This window comes from Saccharothrix lopnurensis, from assembly GCF_042658445.1.
GTDB classification, from domain to species: Bacteria; Actinomycetota; Actinomycetes; order Mycobacteriales; family Pseudonocardiaceae; genus Actinosynnema; species Actinosynnema lopnurensis.
Genome location: NZ_JBHSQO010000005.1, coordinates 51,907 through 72,454, shown reverse-complemented (window position 1 = coordinate 72,454; position 20,548 = coordinate 51,907). Strand labels below are relative to the sequence as shown.

At 73.9% G+C, this 20,548-nt stretch carries 16 protein-coding genes; 4 read left to right on the top strand and 12 right to left on the bottom strand.

The features are described 5' to 3' along the window. The first annotated feature begins 65 nt into the window (after nt 1-65). Nucleotides 66-2,120: a helicase-associated domain-containing protein gene (locus ACFP3R_RS07000; protein ID WP_380633933.1), complete on the top strand. Its 2,055-nt coding sequence runs from the start codon at nt 66-68 to the stop codon at nt 2,118-2,120. A gap of 100 nt (nt 2,121-2,220) precedes the next feature. On the opposite strand, the gene ACFP3R_RS06995 is transcribed toward ACFP3R_RS07000, so the two are convergent. The 6 genes from ACFP3R_RS06995 to dctA form a co-directional block, all read right to left on the bottom strand. Further along, nucleotides 2,221-2,601 (bottom strand): carboxypeptidase-like regulatory domain-containing protein, encoded by a 381-nt coding sequence (locus ACFP3R_RS06995; protein ID WP_380633931.1) that lies wholly within the window; start codon nt 2,599-2,601, stop codon nt 2,221-2,223. A 77-nt stretch (nt 2,602-2,678) separates the two neighbouring features. Then, nucleotides 2,679-3,665, bottom strand: a complete 987-nt coding sequence (locus tag ACFP3R_RS06990) for a trypsin-like serine peptidase (RefSeq protein ID WP_380633929.1) — start codon at nt 3,663-3,665, stop codon at nt 2,679-2,681. 216 nt (nt 3,666-3,881) lie between these two features. Further along, the gene (locus tag ACFP3R_RS06985) at nt 3,882-3,962 is read right to left on the bottom strand and encodes a mycothiol transferase (protein WP_380634236.1); all 81 of its coding nucleotides are present in this window, start codon (nt 3,960-3,962) and stop codon (nt 3,882-3,884) included. 300 nt (nt 3,963-4,262) lie between these two features. Continuing rightward, on the bottom strand, nt 4,263-5,768 hold the full coding sequence (locus ACFP3R_RS06980) for a glutamate synthase subunit beta (RefSeq protein ID WP_380633928.1): 1,506 nt from the start codon (nt 5,766-5,768) through the stop codon (nt 4,263-4,265). Then, nucleotides 5,761-10,299, bottom strand: a complete 4,539-nt coding sequence (gene gltB, locus ACFP3R_RS06975; RefSeq protein WP_380633927.1) for a glutamate synthase large subunit — start codon at nt 10,297-10,299, stop codon at nt 5,761-5,763. The genes ACFP3R_RS06980 and gltB overlap by 8 nt, the downstream gene beginning before the upstream one ends. 399 nt (nt 10,300-10,698) lie before the next feature. Next, nucleotides 10,699-12,072 (bottom strand): C4-dicarboxylate transporter DctA, encoded by a 1,374-nt coding sequence (gene dctA, locus ACFP3R_RS06970; RefSeq protein WP_380633926.1) that lies wholly within the window; start codon nt 12,070-12,072, stop codon nt 10,699-10,701. 142 nt (nt 12,073-12,214) lie between these two features. On the opposite strand from dctA, the gene ACFP3R_RS06965 reads away from it, so the two are divergent. Further along, complete coding sequence (locus ACFP3R_RS06965; RefSeq protein ID WP_380633925.1) at nt 12,215-13,144, top strand: TAXI family TRAP transporter solute-binding subunit; 930 nt, start codon at nt 12,215-12,217, stop codon at nt 13,142-13,144. A gap of 74 nt (nt 13,145-13,218) precedes the next feature. Here the strand turns inward: ACFP3R_RS06965 and ACFP3R_RS06960 are convergent, their stop codons facing one another. Next, nucleotides 13,219-14,586, bottom strand: coding sequence for a sensor histidine kinase (locus ACFP3R_RS06960; protein ID WP_380633923.1), 1,368 nt, complete (start codon nt 14,584-14,586; stop codon nt 13,219-13,221). 74 nt (nt 14,587-14,660) lie between these two features. On the opposite strand from ACFP3R_RS06960, the gene ACFP3R_RS06955 reads away from it, so the two are divergent. Both ACFP3R_RS06955 and ACFP3R_RS06950 read left to right on the top strand, forming a co-directional pair. Next, nucleotides 14,661-15,191, top strand: coding sequence for an AMIN-like domain-containing (lipo)protein (locus ACFP3R_RS06955; RefSeq protein WP_380633922.1), 531 nt, complete (start codon nt 14,661-14,663; stop codon nt 15,189-15,191). A 100-nt stretch (nt 15,192-15,291) separates the two neighbouring features. After that, on the top strand, nt 15,292-15,819 hold the full coding sequence (locus ACFP3R_RS06950; protein WP_380633920.1) for an AMIN-like domain-containing (lipo)protein: 528 nt from the start codon (nt 15,292-15,294) through the stop codon (nt 15,817-15,819). 7 nt (nt 15,820-15,826) lie between these two features. On the opposite strand, the gene ACFP3R_RS06945 is transcribed toward ACFP3R_RS06950, so the two are convergent. The 5 genes from ACFP3R_RS06945 to trpC all read right to left on the bottom strand — a co-directional run bounded on the left by ACFP3R_RS06945 (nt 15,827) and on the right by trpC (nt 20,488). Further along, entirely contained in the window at nt 15,827-16,492 is a 666-nt protein-coding gene (locus ACFP3R_RS06945) for a response regulator transcription factor (protein ID WP_380633918.1), read from the bottom strand. A 5-nt stretch (nt 16,493-16,497) separates the two neighbouring features. Further along, nucleotides 16,498-17,550, bottom strand: a complete 1,053-nt coding sequence (gene lgt, locus ACFP3R_RS06940) for a prolipoprotein diacylglyceryl transferase (protein ID WP_380634233.1) — start codon at nt 17,548-17,550, stop codon at nt 16,498-16,500. Nucleotides 17,551-17,656: 106 nt separating this feature from the next. After that, on the bottom strand, nt 17,657-18,442 hold the full coding sequence (trpA, locus tag ACFP3R_RS06935) for a tryptophan synthase subunit alpha (protein WP_380633917.1): 786 nt from the start codon (nt 18,440-18,442) through the stop codon (nt 17,657-17,659). Next, nucleotides 18,439-19,662 carry a tryptophan synthase subunit beta gene (trpB, locus tag ACFP3R_RS06930; protein ID WP_380633916.1) on the bottom strand — a complete coding sequence of 408 codons (1,224 nt, stop codon included), beginning with the start codon at nt 19,660-19,662 and terminating at the stop codon, nt 18,439-18,441. The genes trpA and trpB overlap by 4 nt, the downstream gene beginning before the upstream one ends. A gap of 13 nt (nt 19,663-19,675) precedes the next feature. Beyond that, entirely contained in the window at nt 19,676-20,488 is an 813-nt protein-coding gene (trpC, locus tag ACFP3R_RS06925; RefSeq protein ID WP_380633914.1) for an indole-3-glycerol phosphate synthase TrpC, read from the bottom strand. Nucleotides 20,489-20,548: the final 60 nt, after the last annotated feature.

Genomic DNA, 20,548 nt, shown 5'->3' with positions numbered 1-20,548 from the left:
GCCTTATTGGGGAGTGCTATAGCTTTGCATCACCGGGTCGTCACGTTCTGTGCATAATCAGCCGAGTGGGTAGGAAAGCGGCCCTCGTGGCCTGGCTGCGGGAACTCGACGTGCAGGGAATCCGGGACGTGCTGTCCTCGCGGGAGGACGCCGCCCGGACCCGACCCCACTCGCTGCGGGCGCTGGCCGACGAGCTGACCACGACGGCGTCGCTGCGGATCGCGGTGGAGGGGCTGGACCAGGGGGCCCGGGACGTGCTGGACGCGGTGGCTCGGCTGGGCGGCCGGGCGGACGTGGAGGCGGTCGCCGAGCAGCTGCGCTGCAACGGGAAGGCCGCGCGGGCGGAGCTCAAGCGGGTGCTGGCGCAGCTGCGCGCCCGCGCCCTGGTGTGGCCCGCGGGCGGGGGCGTGGTCGGCTCGCCCGGTCTGCGACCGCTGCTGGACGAGCCGGCGCGCCGGATCACGCCCGCGCCGCGCCTGCCGCGCCGGACCGCGCAGCACCGGGGTTACGCCGACCGGGCCGGCATCGCGCCCGCCACGTCCACCGTGGACGGGACGACGCGGCTGCTCGCGTTCTGCGACCTGGAGCCGGTGGCCTGCCGCAGCGGGCTGGGCCTGCGGGAGCTGCGCCGGATCGCGGGCGTGCTGCGCGCGGAGGAGGCGCGGGTGCGGCTGTGGGTGGAGCTGGCGGTGGAGGTGCGGCTGCTGGCCGCGGAGGGCGGGTGGCTGCTGCCCACCACCCGGTCGGACGCGTGGCGCGCCGCGCCGACGGCGGACCGGTTGGCCGCGCTGGTCGAGGCGTGGCCGCGGTTGGCGGGGGTGCCGGGCAGGCAGCGGCAGGCGGTGGTGGAGCCGTCCCCGTCGGACGGCGGGGGCCGGGCGCGGCGGGGTGTGCTGGCGCGGTACGCGGAGCTGGGGCCGGACGAGGCGTTCGAGCACCGGCACGAGGTGGTGGCCGAGCTGGCGTGGTCGCGGCCCGCGGTGTGGGGGGCGGGGGTGGCGGAGGCCGTGCTGGTGGAGGCCGAGTCGCTGGGGCTGGTGGCGCTGGGCGCGTTGACCTCGTTGGGGCGGGTGCTGCTGGAGGGCGGGGCGGGTACGGCGGCGGGTACGGGTGGTGCGGCGGCGGCGGGTGCGGGTGGTGCGGCGGGTACGGGTGGCGTGGCGGCGGTGGCCGGTCGGTTCGTGCCGCCCTCGGTGTCGACGGCGGACCTGCGGCCGGACCTGACGGCCGTGGTGGAGGGGTTGCCGGACCGCGAGTTGAGCGCGGTGCTGGAGCTGGTCGCCGAGGAGGCCGGTGGCTCCGGCGGGGTGTGGAGGTTCGGCGGGGCCGGGGTGCGGCGGGCGCTGGACCTCGGGCACGAGCCGGACGCGCTGCTGGCCCGGTTGGGGGCGGTGGCCGCGCACGGGGTGCCCGCCGCGCTGGCGGACCTGGTGCGGGAGGTGGCGCGGCAGCACGGGCGGATCACGGTGGTGCCGGTGGCGTGCTGCGTGCGGACCGCGGACCCGGTGCTGCTGGCGGAGATCGCCGCGCGCCGGTCGTTGGCGTCGCTGGGGTTGCGGCCGCTCGGTCCGACCGTGCTGGCCTCGACCAAGCCCGTGGCGGAGACGTTGGCGCTGCTGCGGGCGGCCGGGTACGCGCCGGCGTCGGCGGGGGCGGACGGGGCGCCGGTGGTGGCGCGGGTGCCGCGGCAGCGGGCCACCCCGCCGCCGGTGCGCCGGGGTGGCGGGGTGGTCGACGGGTGGGGGAACGGGCGTCGGGGCGAGCCGTTGGGCGAGCAGGACCTGAGCAGGTTGGCGGTGGCGCTGGTGGACCGGGAGCGGCCCCGGCAGTGGTACGTGCCGCCCTGCGCGGAGTCGCGGCGGATGGGCGCGGTGCGGTTGCTGCGGGACCAGTCGCTGGTGCTGCGCGACTCGGAGGTGCTGCTGCTGGCGGAGGCGCTGGTCACGCGGACCTCGGTGGAGGTCGCCGTGGCCAACGGGCCGCGCACGGCGGTCAAGCACGTGATCACGCCGGTCGACCACGCCTCGGGGAACCTCACGGCGACGTGCGGGCCGCGCGGGGAGGCCCGGGAGTTCCTGGTCAGCGACATCCGCTCGGTGCGGGTGGTCGCCCGCGCGTGAGGTCGGGACGCGCGTGGGCCCCGAACGCGGTGTTCGGGGCCCACGCCGTCGGAACACCTCGCCGAGGCACGCCGTTGGAACACCTCGCCGAGGCGCGCCCTCAGGACAGGCGGAGTGGTACGTCCTGGGTCGCGTCGATCGTGCCGGTCGAGGCGGTGACCTGGACCGGCGGGCCGGTCCGGTCGCCCTTGGTCGCGGTGAACTCATAGCGACCGGCGGGCAGGTTCCACTCGTAGCGGCCGTCGGGACCGGAGATCACGGCCAACTCCGGTACCGGCTGGGGCGGGTCGTCGACGGACTTCGGCTGCACGAGCGCCCCCTCGACGGGCCGGCCGGCGTCGTCCACCACCGTGCCGGTGATGGCTACCTGGGCGGACGGGGTCCGCGGGGACCCGCCGCCGGACGAGGACGTGCCCGCTTCACCGCCGCACCCGCCCAGCACCAGGAGGCCCACCAGCAGCACTGCCTTGACGTGTCCCATTGCTCTGCTCCCTTCGGTTCCGTGCCCAGGACGGAACCGGGGGTGCGGTGGGTTGGCTCGGCGCCGGACCGGTCGGCTCAGCGCCAGCCGGCGATGAGGGTGAACCGGCTCTCGGTGATGCGCGGTCCGCTGTTGTGGCCGTCGGCGCCGGTGCCGTAGGCGTGGACCGCCAGCGAGCACTGGCCGGAGCAGCCCGAGGAGCCCGGCGCCCGGACGGTGTAGACCGCGCTGCCGCTGTTGCCGCCGACGGTGTCGTTGTCGTAGCGCAGCCGCAGGCTGTCGCTGACGCGGACCTGGTCGCTGTGGATCCACTGCTGCTGGGCCTTGTCGCCGCCGTAGCCCTGGATGGTGGTGGACGTGCCGTTCAGCGAGGCGGTGGTCCAGTAGGCGCCGTACCAGCCGACGGTGTTGCCGATGGTGCAGTCGAGGGTGGCGGCGCCGTAGTCGGCGTCGGCGCTGCCGTCGACGGTCCAGCCGGTGTTCGACCGGAGGGTGGTCGCGGAACAGCCGCCGTACGGGCGGCTGCCGGTGCCGTTGGCGCCGGGGTAGAACCGGAGCTGCCCGGTGTACCAGCCGCTGGTCTGGTTGTAGACGCAGTGGCCGGCGGTCACGACCAGGTCGTCGCTGAACATCCAGCCGGTGCAGTGCTGGTTCTCCACGCCGTTCACGGTCCGGGTGATGAGGACCGTGGCGCGGGCCGGGAAGCCCGTGGTCGGGTTGACCCGGGTCCGGTTGTCGTCACCGATGATGGATCGGGTGCCGAAGTCGTCGCCGGTGGGCGACCGGTAGCCCTGGACGCGGTGGCCGGCGGGGACGGCGCGGGCGCCGTCCTTCACGGCGTCCCTGGTCGAGCCCGTGCCCCGGTAGCTGTCGATGCCGCGCAGCCCACTGGCCGCGGTCGCCGACAGGGTGACGCCCCCGGTGTCGCTGACCGCGTGCTCGGCGGACCTGGCGGGGCCCGCCGGGGCGGGTGCGGCCGATGCCGCCGGCGCCAGGATCGACGCGGTCAGCAGCGCGCCGGACGCGAGCGTCGCGATGCGCGGGACTGATCTGGTGGTCTTCACGGGGTCTCCTCTGCGGAGTGGGTGCCAACGGCGTGCTGGAGGTGGCCGCGGGCCGTCCCGATACCTCGGTGAAGAAAATTTGCGCTGCTCGGCAGCACGGGATGAGCGCATCGGCGGACCGCGCGGGCAGCCGTTGACGAGCCGGGTCGTCGAGCGGCCCAGACCGCTTGGTCCGGGTGCGCGATCATGGTCGGCGGCGGGGGCGGGTGCCGCGCGCTACTCGCCCACGAGCTGTTCGCGCAGGATGTCGGCGTGCCCGCAGTGCTGGGCGAGCTCGCGCAGCACGTGGAGGTACACCCGGCGCAAACGACTCGTGCGGTGTCGCGGGGATGCCGATCTCGGCGCGGGACCGGCGGATGACGGCCTCGTCGAACCAGACCTCCTCGATGAAGGTCGCGTGCTCCACGAAAGGCCCGACCGGGGGCATCAGGCGCGCGTCGTTCGGATGAGCCGCGGACCGGTGCGGAACAATTCGGGCGGCGACGGCGGGAACCGAACTCGAACCCGGAACGCCGCGCTCCCCGATCGCCGGGCTCGACCGCGAAAAGAAATCGCCCCCGACGCCGTTGTCGGGGGCGATCGGTGGTGCCGGGACACCTACACCACGGCGAGCGGGAGCTGGTTGGGGATCACCGGCGACGGCAGGTCGGACGAACCCGTCAGGTAGGTGTCCACCGCGTTGGCCACCGAGCGGCCCTCCGCGATCGCCCACACCACCAGGGACGCGCCCCGGTGGGCGTCACCGCACACGAACACGCCGGGGGCCTGCGTCTGCCAGTCCGAACCGCACGAGATGGTGCCGCGCGAGGTCAGCCGGAGGCCGAGGCCGTCGAGCAGGGGCATGTGCTCCACGCCCTCGAAGCCGATGGCGAGCAGCACCAGGTCGGCCGGGAGGAGCTCCACCTCCTCCGTCACCGGCACCACCACGCGCCGGCCCGAGGCGTCGCGCTCCACCCGCACCTTGCGCAGCTTGATCTGCCGCACGTGGCCCGCCTCGTCGCCGACGAACTCCTCCACGGCCACGGCGAACCGCCGCTCCCCCGCCTCCTCGTGCGCGGGGTAGGTGCGCAGGACCCACGGCCACACCGGCCACGGCGAGCGCTCGTCGTCGCGCTTGGCGGGTGGCGTGGGGTACTGGTCGAGCTGCACGACCGACGCCGCGCCCTGGCGCACCGCCGTGCCGTAGCAGTCGGCGCCGGTGTCGCCGCCGCCGATGACGACGACGTGCCTGCCGGCCGCGTCGATCGCCGGCGCGCCGTCGCCCTCGCAGGCGCGGTTGGCGGGCACCAGGTGGTCCATGGCCAGGTGGACGCCGTCGAGGTCGCGGCCCGGGGTGGTCCGGTCGTCCCGGCCCCGCAGCGCGCCCACGGCCAGCACCACGGCGTCGAACCGCTCGCGCAGCTGCTCCACGGTCACGTCCACGCCGACCTCGCAGCCGGTGACGAACCTGGTGCCCTCGTTGCGGAGCTGCGCCAGCCTCCGGTCGAGGACCTTCTTCTCCATCTTGAACTCGGGGATGCCGTAGCGCAGCAGCCCGCCGAGCCGGTCGTCCCGCTCGAAGACGGTGACCTCGTGGCCGGCGCGGGTCAGCTGCTGGGCCGCGGCCAGGCCGGCCGGGCCGGAGCCGACGACCGCGACCTTCCGGCCCGACGGCACGTGGGCCCGGGCGGGCCGCACGAGCCCCTGCTCCCAGGACACGTCCGCGATGGCCTGCTCCACGCGCTTGATGGCCACCGGGCCGCCGGCGTCGTGGCTGATCGACAGCACGCACGCCGCCTCGCACGGCGCGGGGCACAGCCGCCCGGTGAACTCCGGGAAGTTGTTCGTCGCGTGCAGCCGGTCGGAGGCCAGCTCCCAGTCGCCGCGGCGGACCAGGTCGTTCCACTCCGGGACGAGGTTGCCCAGGGGGCAGCCGGCCGACCCGGAGTGGCAGAACGGGATGCCGCAGTCCATGCAGCGGGCCGCCTGGGTGCGCACCTGCTGGTCGCGCGCCTCGGCGCCGGGGTCGAGGTAGACCTCGTGCCAGTCGGCCGCCCGGTCGGCGACCGGGCGCTTCTTCGCGTCCTGGCGGGGGTGCTTGAGGAAACCGTACGGGTCAGCCACGGGAAGCCTCCATGATCGCCTGGTCGACGTCCCTGCCCTCCGCGCGGGCGAGCCTCATCGCTTCGAGCACGCGCTGGTAGTCACCGGGCATGACCTTGGTGAACGCGGCGGACCGCCGGGGCCAGTCGCCGAGCAGCGACGCGGCCACGGTGGATCCGGTGAGCTTGTGGTGCTTCTCCACCACGTCGCGCAGCCGGCGGAGGTCGTCCCCGTTCGGCCGCTGGAGCTCGACCATGGCGGTGTTGACCGCCGCCGGGTCGAGGTCGAGCACGTACGCGATGCCGCCGGACATGCCCGCGGCCAGGTTCCGGCCGGTCGGCCCGAGCACCACGGCCCGGCCGCCGGTCATGTACTCGAACGCGTGGTCGCCCACGCCCTCGGCCACCGCGAGCGCGCCGGAGTTGCGCACGCAGAACCGCTCGCCGACGCGTCCGCGCAGGAAGATCTCGCCGGACGTGGCGCCGTAGCCGATCACGTTGCCCGCGATGACCTGCTGCTCGGCGGCAAACGGCGCGTCCGGGTGGGGTCGGACCACGACCCGGCCGCCGGACAGGCCCTTGCCGACGTAGTCGTTGGCGTCGCCGATCATCTCCAGCGTGATGCCGCGCGGCACGAACGCGCCCAGCGACTGGCCGGCCGAGCCGGTGAACGTCACGTGGATCGTGTCGTCCGGCAGGCCGTCGCCGCCGAACCGGCGGGTCACCTCCGCGCCGAGCAGCGTGCCGACGGTGCGGTTGACGTTGCGCAGCGGCAGCTCCAGCCGCACCGGGTGGGCGTCCTCCAGGGCCGCCTCGGCGAGCTGGATCAGCGTGCGGTCCAGGGCCTGCGCGAGGCCGTGGTCCTGCTCGCGGACCTTGCGCTTGGCCGTCCGGTAGGGCGTCCGCGGCACCGCGAACACCGGCGTCAGGTCCAGGCCCGACGCCTTCCAGTGCTCGACGGCCGCGTCGGTCTCCAGCAGCTCGGCGTGGCCCACGGCCTCGTCGACGGTGCGGAAGCCCAGCTCGGCCAGCAGCTCGCGGACCTCCTGCGCGACGAAGTGGAAGAAGTTGACCACGTGGTCGACCTGGCCGGTGAAGCGCTTGCGCAGCTCCGGGTTCTGGGTGGCGATGCCGACCGGGCAGGTGTCCAGGTGGCAGACCCGCATCATCACGCAGCCCTCGACGATGAGCGGCGCGGTGGCGAAGCCGAACTCCTCGGCGCCCAGCAGCGCCGCGACCACGACGTCCCGGCCGGTGCGCATGGCGCCGTCCACCTGCACGGTGATCCGGTCGCGCAGGCCGTTGAGCAGCAGCGTCTGCTGGGTCTCGGCCAGGCCGACCTCCCACGGCGTGCCGGCGTGCTTGAGCGAGTTGAGCGGGGACGCGCCGGTGCCGCCGTCGTGGCCGGAGATCAGCACGACGTCCGCGTGGGCCTTGGCCACGCCCGCCGCGACCGTGCCGACGCCGAGCTCGCTGACCAGCTTGACGTGCACGCGGGCCTGCTCGTTGGCGTTCTTCAGGTCGTGGATGAGCTGCGCCAGGTCCTCGATCGAGTAGATGTCGTGGTGCGGCGGCGGCGAGATCAGGCCCACGCCGGGCGTGGAGTGCCGGGTGCGCGCGATCCACGGGTACACCTTGTACCCGGGCAGCTGGCCGCCCTCGCCGGGCTTCGCGCCCTGCGCCATCTTGATCTGGATGTCGCTGGCGTTGACCAGGTACTCGCTGGTCACGCCGAACCGGCCGGACGCGACCTGCTTGACCGCGCTGCGCCGCTCCGGGTCGTACAGGCGCTCCGGGTCCTCGCCGCCCTCGCCGCTGTTGGACCGGCCGCCGAGCCGGTTCATCGCGATGGCCAGCGTCTCGTGCGCCTCGGCCGAGATCGAGCCGTAGGACATGGCGCCGGTGTTGAAGCGCTTGACGATCGAGGAGACGGGCTCGACCTCCTCGATGGGCACCGGCGCGCGGCCGGTGGTCCTGAGGGTGAACAGGCCGCGCAGCGTGCCGCCCCGGCGGGCGAGCGCCTCCACCTCCTCGGTGTAGCGGCGGTAGACGTCCTCCCTGCCCGTCCTGGTGGCGTGCTGGAGCAGGAACACCGTCTCGGGCGTGAACAGGTGCAGCTCGCCCTCGCGGCGGTAGGCGTACTCGCCGCCCACCTCCAGCCGGCGGTGCACGCGCGCGGCCGGGTTGTCCGGGTAGGCGCGGCGGTGGCGCAGGGCCACCTCCTCGGCCAGCACGTCCAGGCCCGCGCCGCCGAGCTTGGACACCGTGCCGGTGAAGTACTCGGCCAGCAGGTCCTTGGACAGCCCCACGGCCTCGAAGACCTGGGCGGCGGTGTACGCGCCGACGGTGGAGATGCCCATCTTGGACATGATCTTCAGGGTGCCCTTGACCAGGGCCGTCACGTAGTTCCGGACCGCCTTGCGCGGCTCGATGCCGGTGATGGCGCCCTGGTTGATCAGGTCCTCGATGGTCTCGAAGGCCAGGTACGGGTTCACCGCGGCGGCGCCGTAGCCGAGCAGCGCGGCGATGTGGTGCACCTCGCGGGCGTCGCCGGTCTCCACGACCAGCGCCACGCGCAGGCGCTCCTTGGTGCGCACCAGGTGGTGGTGCACCGCGGAGACCAGCAGCAGCGACGGGATCGGCGCCATCCGGTGGTCGGAGTCGCGGTCGGAGAGCACCAGGGTGCGGGCGCCGTTCGCGATGGCCTCGGACGCCTCGCGGCGCACCCGCCCGACGGCCGCCTCCAGCGCGGGGCCGCCACCGTCCACCTCGTACAGTCCGGACAGGACGGTGCAGGCGAAGCCCGGCAGGTCGCCGTCGTCGTTGATGTGGATGAGCTTGGCCAGCTCGTCGTTGTCGATGACCGGGTAGGTGAGCTTGATGTGGCGGCAGCTCGCCGCGCTCGGCTCCAGCAGGTTCTGCTCGGGGCCCATCACCCGGGAGACGCTGGTGACGATCTCCTCGCGGATCGCGTCCAGCGGCGGATTGGTGACCTGGGCGAAGCTCTGCGCGAAGTAGTCGTAGAGCAGGCGGGAGCGCTGGGACAGCGCGGCCACCGGGGTGTCGGTGCCCATGGAGCCCAGGGGCTCGGCGCCGTTGACCGCCATCGGGCCGAGCAGGACCCGCAGCTCCTCCTCGGTGTAGCCGAAGGTGAGCTGGCGGCGGACCACGGAGTCGTGGCTCTGCACGACGTGCTCGCGGTCGGCCAGGTCGTCCAGCTCCAGCAGGCCCGCGTGCAGCCACTCGTCGTAGGGCAGCTCGCCGGCCAGCTGCGACTTGACCTCGTCGTCGTCGACCAGGCGGCCCTGCCCGGTGTCGACCAGGAACATCTTGCCGGGCTGGAGGCGGCCCTTGGCGACCACCTGCTCCGGGGCGACGTCCAGCACGCCGGTCTCGCTGGCCAGCACCACGCGGCCGTCGGCGGTCTGCCACCAGCGGGCCGGGCGCAGGCCGTTGCGGTCGAGCACCGCGCCGACCAGGGTGCCGTCGGTGAAGGTGACGCAGGCCGGGCCGTCCCACGGCTCCATCAGGCTGGCGTGGAACTCGTAGAACGCGCGGCGCGCGGGGTCCATCGAGGCGTGGTTCTCCCACGCCTCGGGGATCATCATCAGCACCGCGTGGGGCAGGCTGCGGCCACCGAGGTGCAGCAGCTCCAGCACCTCGTCGAAGCTCGCCGAGTCCGACCCGTCCTGGTCGCAGATCGGGTAGAGCCTGGTCAGGTCGCCGGGGATGACGTCGGAGGCCAGCAGCGCCTCGCGGGCGCGCATCCGGTTGCGGTTGCCGCGGACGGTGTTGATCTCGCCGTTGTGCGCCACGTACCGGAAGGGGTGGGCGAGCGGCCACGACGGGAAGGTGTTGGTGGAGAAGCGCGAGTGCACCAGGGCGATGGCGCTGGCCAGGCGCTCGTCGCGCAGGTCCGGGAAGAACGCGGGCAGCTGGCCCGTGGTCAGCATCCCCTTGTAGACCAGGGTGCGGGCGGACAGCGACGGGAAGTAGGTGCCGACGCCGGCGGCCTCGGACTCGTGCTCGACCCGCTTGCGCAGGGCGAAGGTGAGGCGGTCCAGCTCGACGCCCCGCCGGTCGGCCTCGGCGCGCACCACGACCATGGCGAAGTGCGGCATCACGGAGCGGGCGGTGGGGCCCACGTCGGCGTGGTCGGGGTCGGTGGGCACGTCGCGCCAGCCCAGGACCTCCAGGCCCTCCTCGGCGGCGATCCGGCCGGTCAGCCCGACCGCCCTGGCGCGCTCCCCCTCGTCGGCGGGCAGGAACGCGATGCCCGCGGCGTAGGCGCCCGCCTCGGGCAGGTCGAAGCCCACCACCTCCCGGAGGAAGGCGTCGGGCGTCTGGAGCAGGATGCCCGCTCCGTCGCCGCTGGTCGGTTCGGCGCCCGCCGCGCCGCGGTGCTCCAGGTTGGCCAGCGCGGTGAGCGCGTCGACGACGATGTCGTGCGACCGGCGGCCTCGGATGTCGGCGACCATCGCCACACCGCAGGCGTCGCGCTCGGCGGTGGGGTCGTAGAGCCCCTGCGGGGACGGGATGGCGGAGAAGATCACTGCGCAGACCTCCTTCGTCGTCCTGGCTGACGAACTAGTCCTCGTGTCCAGGTCCTGGGAATCCGGGTGCTGGGCACGGGACGACGATGGCCCGCGTGTTGACGCGACTTTAACAGTCGTGAAACCGAACCACACCACGACTACTGTGATCTCGGTCATCAACGTGTAACGATTCGACCCCGCGGAGCGACAGTGGGGCCGGCGTTGTTACGCGTTGTTAAGCATACGCCCCGCCCCTCCTCCCGAGGGCTTCGCTGAGACCCTCCTGACACGGCTCCGCACCCGTTCGGGTACCCCCGGGGGCGCCCGGCGCAACGCGCCTGAGCGGCCCCGCCGGGCGTGCGTCGAGCGGACGCACCGGGGCCGCCGTTCGGCCCCGGTGCGTCCCGACCCCGGCGCCTAGCGGTGGCCGGCGGCGGCGGGCTCGCGGTCGGCGGACCCGTCGTCGTCACCGTGCTGGCGGTCCATCAGGGCGTCCACGTCGACCTCGGCGGGGTTGTCCAGGACCCGCCTGAGCCGGTCGCGGTCGAGCTGGCCCTGCCAGCGGGCCACGACCAGGGCGCCCACGCCGTTGCCGATGACGTTGGTGATGGCCCGCGCCTCGGACATGAACCGGTCGATGCCCACGATCAGGGCGATGCCGACCGCCGGGATGGCGCTGTTCGCCTCGAACGCGCTGAGCGAGGCCGCCAGCGTGACCAGGCCGGCGCCCGTGACGCCCGCCGCGCCCTTGCTGGCCAGCAGCATGAACAGCAGCAGGCCGATCTGGGTGCCCAGCGAGACGTCGTGGCCGGTGGCCTGGGCGATGAAGATGGCGCCCATGGTCAGGTAGATGCAGGTGCCGTCCAGGTTGAACGAGTAGCCGGTCGGGATGGTGAGGCCGACCACGGACTTGTCCGCGCCCGCGGCCTCCAGCTTGACCAGCATCCGGGGCAGCACCGACTCGCTGGACGAGGTGCCCAGCACGATCAGCAGCTCGTCCTTGATGTAGCGGAGGAACTTGAAGATCGAGAACCCGGCGTAGAGGGCCACGCCGCCGAGCACGACCAGGACGAACAGCAGGCACGTGGCGTAGAACGACCCCATCAGCCAGGCGAGCTTGCCCAGGATCGTGCCGCCGAACTTGCCGATCGTGTAGGCGATGCCGCCGAACGCGCCGATCGGCGCCGCGTACATGACGATCTTGATGACGCCGAACATCACCTTGGCGACGGTGTCCAGGGCCTGCACGACCCGCTCGCCGCGCTTGCCCATGCCGGCCACGGCCACCGCGACCAGGACCGCGACCACCAGCACCTGGATCAGCTGCCCGTCGGTGAACGCGCCGAGGAACGACTTGGGCACCAGGCCGAGGATGAAGCCGGTGATGCCGGTCTCGGCGGTCTTGGCGTCCTCCAGGGTGCCGGAGGCCGCGTCCTCGTCGATCGGGATGGGCGGCCCGTGGTGGCCGGGCTGCACCACGTTGACCACGAGCAGGCCGATGGCCAGCGCGACCGTGGTCATCGCGGTGAAGTACAGGATGGTCCGCAGCGCCAGGCCGCCCGCCTTGGCCAGGTTGCCCAGGCCCGCGATGCCGACGACGATCGTGCAGAAGATGGTCGGGGCGATGACGACCTTGACCAGGGCGACGAAGAAGTCGGCCAGCCACTTCATGCCGGACGCCTGGGCGGGGAAGGCGTACCCGACCACGATGCCGAGCACGATCGACACCAGGACCCAGAAGTACAGGTGCCGGTAGATCGGTTTGCGCTCACGGGCTTGCGCGCTGACCACGTCTCCTCCAGGGGGCTTCGGCGCTCGGGTCTGGTGGGTGATCCTGGGCACAGCCGGCACCCGGGACAAGGAGCCCGCCGGAAACTTCAGGTCCCCCTGACGTAACGCGCCGTTCACCCACCGGTGGGACTAGTCTGCGGGCGTGCGGGTCCCCCGGCGCTCGGTGCTGCTCGCCGCCCTCGCGGCGGGGGTGCCCGGCTGCACGTCCACCGACGCGCCGGCCCTCGACGAGCTGGTGCTGGCGACCGGCCCGGACGGCGCGGTATTCCAGGAGGTGGGCGGCGCGCTCGCGGCGGCCCTGGCCGACCGGCTGCCGTCGACACGGGTCCGGGCCCGACCGACCGCGGCGTCGGTGGAGAACGTCCGGCTGCTGCGCGAGGGCGAGGTCCACCTGGGACTGTCTTCTTTGGACCCGCTGGAGGGGGCGCCGCTCAGCGCCGAGGACGCGGGCGGCATCAGCGCCGTCGGCCGGCTCTACGACAGCTTCCTCCAGGTGGCCGTGCCCGCCTCGTCGCCGGTGCGCTCGCTGGCGGACCTGGCCGGGCGGCCGGTGTCGTTCGGCCCGGTGGGGTCGGGCTCGGAGTTCACCGGCTCCCGCCTGCTCGACCTGCTGGGCATCCGGGTGGACGCGCGGAACATGGCGCACAGCGAGGCCGCCCGCCGGCTGGCCGCCGGGGAGATCGACGCCCTGCTGGCGCTGACCGGCATCCCCACCCCGGCCATCGACGACGTGCTGCGCGCGGTCCCGGTGCGCCTGCTCAACCTGCCCGACGAGGCCGTGCGGCTGGCCGAGGCGTACCCGGGCCCGTACGTGCCGGCCACCATCCCGGCCACCACCTACGGCGACCTGGGGCCGTGCCGGACCTTCGCCGTGCCCAACCTGCTGCTGGCGCGGACTTCGCTGGACGACGACCTGGTGGAGCTGGTGACGCGGACGGTGTTCACCGAGTCCGGGCGCATCGCGGCCGGGCACCCGGAGGCGAGCCGGATCAACGTGCGCACCGGGATCGCGACCGGGAAGGTGCCGCTGCACCACGGGGCGGCGCGCTGGTTCCGGGCGACCAAGCGGTAGTTCCCCGCCGGGCGGTGGTTCGGCGGCGGGCGGTGGTTCGGCGGCGGGCGGTGGAGCGCTCCCGGTGCCCTCCCCTACCGACCGGCGGCACCGAGCCGGACCACGGCGTCCACACCGTGCGGTCCGGTCGGGCGCAGCACCAGTTCGCCGCCCGCCGAGGCGACCAGTTCGGCGCAGATCGACAGGCCCAGACCCGTGCCCGCGACGTTCTGGTGCCTCGGTGCGCGCCAGAAGCGGCCGAGGGCGGCGGCGCGCTCGTCGGCGGTCAGGCCCGTGCCGTCGTCGGTGACGTGCAGTTCGGTGTGGTCGCCGGTCCGCTCGGCCCACAGCCGGATGGTCGTCGCGCCGGACAGGCGGACCGCGTTGCCGACCAGTTCGTCCAGCACGCTGCCCAGGCCACCGGGCGGGGCCAGCACCCGCAGGCCGGGCGGGACGTCCACCACCAGCCGGACCCGCCCCGCCAGGGCCCGCCACCCCGGGACGTGCGTGGCCAGCAGGCTGTCGACGTCGACCGGTTCGGCGGCCGACGCGCTGTCCAGGCGGGTGGCGGCCAGCAGGGCGTCCAGCACGCGGCCCATCTCCTCGGCCTCGTCGGCGGCGATGCGCTGCGCCTCGCGGCCCGCCTCGTCGGTGAGGTGCGGTGCCAGGTTGTCCACCGCCAGGCGGAGGCTGGCCAGGGGGTTGCGCAGCTGGTGGGAGGCGTCGGCGACGAACGCCCGCTGGCGGCGCAGGGCCCGGCCGACCACGTCCACCATGGCGTTGAAGCTGGCCGCCAGGCGGCGCAGCTCCGGCGGGCCGCCCACCTCGTCGGCCCGCGCGTCCAGCTCGCCGCCCGCGACCGCGGCCGTGGCCTCGTCGAGCCTGCGGACCGGGCGCAGCACCCAGCGCGACATGGGCCAGGCCACCGCCACCACCGCGAGCATCGGCACCAGGCCGATCAGGGCCAGCACGCCCCACTGGCGCAGGATCGCCGCCCGCAGCCCCTCCGTGGGCGAGACGGTCACCACCGCCGCCACCACCTCGCTGTCCCGGCCCACCGGCTCGACCACGACCAGGTCCACCCGCTCCCACGGCCAGATGAACTGCTCGGCCTCGCCCCGGTAACCGCTGAACGCGGCCTCCAGGCCGGTGGCCACGTGCGGGTCGCCGGCCCGGTCGAACCCCTGCCGGGACGAGGCGACGACGTCGCCGTCCGCGCCGATCAGGGCCGCCTCGATGCCGTAGAGCTGGTCGTAGCGGATCAGCTCGTCGCGCAGCGCGGTCAGCCGGTCGGAGGCCAGGGCGTTCTCGGCCAGCGAGGCGAAGCGGCTCGCGTCGCCCAGGCGGTCGAGGTAGGTCTCCTGGCTCTCGCGCTGCGCCACCGCGAACGCCAGCGGCACACCCAGCGCCGCCACCAGGGCCACCAGCAGCGGCACGATCAGGACGAGCAGGCGGCGCAGCACGCGGGCAACCTCCCTGGGGTGAGGCGCGTCATAACTCCTGGGGGGCCGCATGGGCCCGAGGAGGGGGAAACGGGATGTTACGCAAAGTCGCCGCCGTGCTCGCGGCGGTCGTGGCCGCCGCCGTGCCCGTGGCGGTCGTCGCCCCGGCGGTCGCCTCGGCCGCGGTGTGCGAGACCGGGTGGGGCAGCGGGGCCAAGTCGCAGTGGCCGACCGGGCAGGGCACGCTGACGGACATCCGGTCGGGACAGCACGAGTGCTACGACCGGCTGGTGTTCGACTTCGGCGGGGTGAACGACGGCTACTGGGTGGAGTACGTCGACGAGGTCCTCCAGGAGGGCTCGGGCAAGCCGGTGCCGCTGCGCGGCGACGGCAGGCTCCGGGTCACGGTCGCCTCGCCCGCGTACGACAACGGCGGCCCGACCTACGTGCCCGCGAACCGGTCGGAGCTGGTGGACGTGACCGGCTACGCCACGTTCCGGCAGGTCGCGTGGGCCGGGTCGTTCGAGGGGCAGACCACGGTGGGGCTGGGCGTGCGGGCGGTGCTGCCGTTCCGCGTGTTCACGCTGCCCGGCCGGGTCGTGGTGGACGTCGCCCACACCTGGTGACGCCCCGGATCGGGTGAACTCCCCGATCGGCACCCCCAACCGGGTGATGCGTGTCACAATCCACACTGCGGGCAGGGGGCCCGCGTCAGGGGGAACTCACATGTTGCGCACGATCTCGGCGGTGCTGTCGGCGGTGCTCGGGCTGGTGCTGGTCGCACCCGCGGCCCAGGCGGCCCCGGCGGCCTGCGCGCCGGTCGACTGGGGCTCCGGCGACAAGTACCTGTACGAGGGTCACGCCCCGTACCTGACCGACATCCGGGCCGGCCGGCACGAGTGCTACGACCGGCTGGTGTTCGACATCGCCGGCACGCCCGGCGGGTACAGCGCGAGGTACGTCCCGGAGATCACCCACGACGCCTCGGGCGAGCCGATCCCGGTGCGGGGTGGCGGGAAGATCCAGGTCACCACCTACTCGCCGGCCTACGACGAGAACTTCGACCCGACCTACGAGTACGACGACCCGATGGAGCTGGTGGACGTGACCGGCTACACCACGTTCCGGCAGGTCGTGTGGGCCGGGTCGTGGGAGGGCACCACGACCGTGGGCATGGGGGTGCGGGCGCGGCTGCCGTTCCGCGTGCTCGTGCTGACCGACCGCCTCGTGGTGGACGTCGCCCACACCTGGTGACGCCGGTTCAGGCGTGGGCCGCCACCCGGTAGCCCACGCCCCGGATCGTCTCGATCCGCAGCGCGTCGCCGAGCTTGCCGCGCAGCGCCGCGATGTGGGTGTCGAGCGTGCGGGACGGGGCCTCCCAGTGCGCCTGCCACACCTGGTCCACGATCAGGTCGCGGCTGACCACCGTGCCCGCCCGCGCCACCAGCAGGGCGAGCAGGTCGAACTCCTTGCGGGTCAGCGGCACCGGCTCGCCGTCGATCCGGGCCTCCCGGCCGGCCGGGTCCAGGGTCAGCGGGCCCAGCGTGACCTCGTGCTCGCGCTCGGCCGCCCGCGCCGCGCGGGTGCGGCGCAGGACCGCCTCGATGCGCGCCAGCAGCTCCGCCGTGCCGAACGGCTTGACCACGTAGTCGTCCGCGCCCAGGCGCAGGCCCAGCACGCGTTCCCGCTCCTCGCCGCGCGCGGTGACCGTGATGATCGCCGTGCCGGTGCGGCGGCGCAGCTCGCGCAGCACGTCCAGGCCGTCGCCGTCGGGCAGGCCCAGGTCCAGCAGCACGACGTCCGCCGGTTGGGCCGTCAGCGCCGCGGCGGCCGTGGCGACCCGGTGCACCTCGTAGCCCGCGTGGCGCAGGGCGGTGAGCAGGCCGCGCGCCACCCGGTCGTCGTCCTCGACGACGAGGATGCGCATACCCGCTACTGCTCCGGCTTGTCGCCGGCGTCCGCGGGCCTGGTCGCCGGTTCGGTCCCGGTCCGCGGCACCGTGCTGACCTCGCTCGCGGCGGAGGAAGCGGCGGAGGAACCGGAGGGGTTCGGGGCGTCCGGGTCGGAGGGGGTCGCGTCACCGCCGTCGGTCGCGCCGTCGGACCCGGTGTCGCCGGTGGGCGACTCGCTCCGCACGATCACCTCCCGCGGACCCCGCCTGGCGGCCAGGACGAAGTAGACGACCGCGCCGAGGAAGACCACCACGGAGGTGATCACGTTGATCCGCAGCCCGAACACCTCGGTGGCCGGGTCGGTGCGCATCAGCTCGATCCAGAACCGGCCCGCCGTGTAGCCCGCGACGTAGAGCGCGAACACCCGGCCGTGGCCCAGTCGGAACCGGCGGTCGGCCCACACGATCAGCAGCGCCACGCCCAGGTTCCACAGCAGCTCGTAGAGGAACGTGGGGTGCACGATCTCGATCGGGGTGTGGTCCAGCGCCACGCCGGCCAGGTCGTCCTTGAACCCGGTCTCCGGGTCGACCCGCTCGTAGATCTCCAGGCCCCACGGCAGCGTGGTGGGACCGCCGTAGAGCTCCTGGTTGAAGTAGTTGCCGAGCCTGCCGATCGCCTGGGCGACCACGATGCCGGGCGCGAGCGCGTCGGCCATGGCGGGCAGCGGGATGCCCTTGCGGCGGCAGCCGATCCACGCGCCGACGCCGCCCAGGGCGATGGCGCCCCAGATGCCGAGGCCGCCGTTCCAGATGGCCAGCGCGTCCAGCGGGTTGCGACCCTCGCCGAAGTACTTGTGGTAGTCGGTCGCCACGTGGTAGAGCCGGCCGCCGACCAGGCCGAACGGGACCGCGAAGACGGCGATGTCGGTGACCTCGCCCTTCAGCCCGCCCCTGGCCACCCAGCGGCGCTCGCCCCACCAGATGGCCAGGACGATGCCGAGGATGATGCACAACGCGTAGGCGCGGAGCGGGATCGGTCCCAGTTGCCACACGCCCTGGTCCGGGCTCGGGATCGTCGCCAGGTAAGTCGTCACCACGGGACCACCGTAGTGGGTGCTCCGACCGGCTCCGCGGCGACAGCGCGATTGTTACCGGGACGGGTCGTCCGGACCCGGGCCCGCCGTCCCGCTCGGGCGCGCGCTACACGGCCGCCGCCGCGCGGCGCACCCCGCCGGCCAGCTCCTCGGTCAGCGCCGCCACCGAGTCGTCCGCCACCGCGGACACGAACGCCGACCCCACGATGACCCCGTCCGCGAACGCCGCCAGCTCCGCCGCCTGCGCCCCGTTGCGCACGCCCAGCCCCACGCCCACCGGGAGGTCGGTGTGCGCGCGCACCCGCTCGACCAGCGCCGGGGCCGCCGACGACACCACGTCGCGCGCGCCGGTCACCCCCATCACCGAGGTCGCGTACAGGAAGCCCCGCGACGACCGCGCGGTCATCGCGACGCGCTCCTCCGAGGACGACGGCGCGACCAGGAAGATCCGGTCCAGGTCGTGCGCGTCGCTCGCGGCGATCCACTCCTCGGCCTCGTCCGGCACCAGGTCGGGCGTGATGACGCCCAACCCGCCCGCCGCCGCGAGGTCGCGCGCGAACCGGTCCACCCCGTAGGCCAGCACGGGGTTCCAGTAGGTCATGACCACCGCGCGCCCGCCGGCCGAGGTGACCGACTCGACCACGCCGAACAGGTCGCGCACCCGGAACCCGCCGCGCAGCGCCTGCTCGGCGGCGCGCTGGATGGTGGGGCCGTCCATGACCGGGTCGGAGAACGGCAGGCCCACCTCGACCACGTCGCAGCCGGCCGACACCATCGTGCGCAGCACGTCCCGCGAGCCCTCGACGGTCGGGAAGCCCGCCGGCAGGTACCCGATCAGGGCCGCCCGCGACTCCGCCCGACAGGTCTCGAAGACCGAACCCAGCCCGCTCACGAGTCCACCCCCAGCCCGAACCACTTGATCGCGGTGTCCATGTCCTTGTCGCCCCGGCCCGACAGGTTCACCAGGATCAACCCCTCGGGCCCGAGTTCGCGGCCGAGCTTGAGCGCGCCGGCCAGCGCGTGCGCCGACTCGACCGCCGGGATGATGCCCTCGGTGCGCGAGAGCAGGGCGAACGCGTCCATGGCCTCGGCGTCGGTCACCGGCCGGTACTCGGCGCGGCCGGTGTCCTTGAGGTGGGCGTGCTCGGGGCCGACGCCCGGGTAGTCCAGGCCGGCCGAGATGGAGTGCGCCTCGGCGATCTGCCCGTCGGCGTCCTGGAGCACGTAGGACATCGCGCCGTGCAGCGAGCCGGGCGTGCCCTTGGTGAGGGTGGCGCCGTGCCTGCTGGTCTCGACGCCGTCGCCGCCGGGCTCCAGGCCCACCAGCCGCACGGACGGGTCGTCGATGAAGCCGTGGAAGATGCCGATGGCGTTGGACCCGCCGCCGACGCACGCGGCCACCACGTCGGGCAGGCGGCCGGCCTTCTCCAGGACCTGCTGCCGGGCCTCGACGCCGATGACGCGGTGGAAGTCGCGCACGAGCACCGGGAACGGGTGCGGCCCCGCCGCGGTGCCCAGCAGGTAGTGCGTGTCGTCGACGTTGGCGACCCAGTCGCGCAGCGCCTCGTTGATCGCGTCCTTGAGGGTCCGCGAGCCGTTGGACACCGGGATGACCCGGGCGCCCAGCAGCCGCATCCGGGCCACGTTGAGCGCCTGCCGCTCGGTGTCGACCTCGCCCATGTAGATCACGCAGTCCAGGCCCATGAGCGCGCAGGCGGTGGCCGTGGCCACGCCGTGCTGGCCCGCGCCGGTCTCGGCGATGACCCGCTTCTTGCCCATGCGCTTGGTCAGCAGCGCCTGGCCCAGCACGTTGTTGATCTTGTGCGAGCCGGTGTGGTTCAGGTCCTCGCGCTTGAGGAAGATCCGCGCGCCGCCCGCGTGCTCGGCGAACCGGGGCGCCTCGGTGAGCAGCGACGGGCGGCCGGCGAAGTCGCGCAGCAGCCTGGCGAACTCGTCCAGGAACCCCGGGTCGACCCGCGCCTCCTCGTAGAACGCGGCGAGCTCGTCCACCGCGGCGATGAGGGCTTCCGGCATGAACCGGCCGCCCCACGGCCCGAAGTGGCCCCGCTCGTCCGGGTCGTGTGGTGTCGGAGCCAACTGGCCGCGCGACATGCGCCTTCTCCTTCTACCGGCTGGGCCGGGGGCAGGCGGGGTGGGAGCCCGCCGTCACCAGCTTGTTCACCGCGACCTTGGGGTCGCCGCTCGTCACCAGGCTCTCGCCGACCAGCACCGCGTCGGCGCCCGCGCCCGCGTACGCCATCAGGTCGCCCGGACCGGTGACCCCGGACTCGGCGATCTTGATGGTGTCGAAGGGCAGGCCCGGCGCGATCCGCCCGAACACGTCCTTGTCGACCTGGAGGGTGTGCAGGTTGCGGGCGTTCACGCCGATGACGCTCGCCCCCGCCTCCAGCGCGCGGTCGGCCTCCTCGGCCGTGTGCACCTCGACCAGGGCGGTCATGCCCAGCGACTCGACCCGGTCCAGCAGCGAGACCAGGGCGTTCTGCTCCAGCGCCGCCACGATCAGCAGCACCAGGTCCGCGCCGTGCAGGCGCGCCTCGTGCACCTGGTAGGGGCTGACGATGAAGTCCTTGCGCAGCAGGGGGACGCGCACCGCCGCGCGCACCGCGTCGAGGTCCGCCAGGGACCCGCCGAAGCGGCGCTGCTCGGTCAGCACGCTGATGCACCGCGCCCCGCCGAGCTCGTACTGCACCGCCAGGTCGGCGGGCTCCGGGATGTCGGCCAGCTCACCCTTGGACGGGCTGCGCCGCTTGACCTCGGCGATCACACCCACCCCGGGGCTGCGCAGGGCCGCCATCACGTCCTGCGGCGGGGCCACCTTGGTCGCCCGCTCCCTGAGCACGTCGAAGGGCAGCGCGGCCTCGCGCTGGGCGAGGTCTTCCCGGACTCCCTCGATGATCGATTCGAGCACGGTGGTCATCCGAGCACCTCGCTCGACCCCGTCGGACCTTCCGGTTCAGTAGCAAGCTCCCGCACGTCA

Coding starts and splice junctions, on each gene's coding strand:
- ACFP3R_RS06995 (WP_380633931.1), bottom strand. CDS start 2,601: ATGGGACACGTCAAGGCAGTGCTGCTGGTGGGCCTCCTGGTGCTGGGC.
- ACFP3R_RS06955 (WP_380633922.1), top strand. CDS start 14,661: ATGTTACGCAAAGTCGCCGCCGTGCTCGCGGCGGTCGTGGCCGCCGCC.
- ACFP3R_RS06950 (WP_380633920.1), top strand. CDS start 15,292: ATGTTGCGCACGATCTCGGCGGTGCTGTCGGCGGTGCTCGGGCTGGTG.
- ACFP3R_RS06945 (WP_380633918.1), bottom strand. CDS start 16,492: ATGCGCATCCTCGTCGTCGAGGACGACGACCGGGTGGCGCGCGGCCTG.
- trpB (WP_380633916.1), bottom strand. CDS start 19,662: ATGTCGCGCGGCCAGTTGGCTCCGACACCACACGACCCGGACGAGCGG.
- trpC (WP_380633914.1), bottom strand. CDS start 20,488: ATGACCACCGTGCTCGAATCGATCATCGAGGGAGTCCGGGAAGACCTC.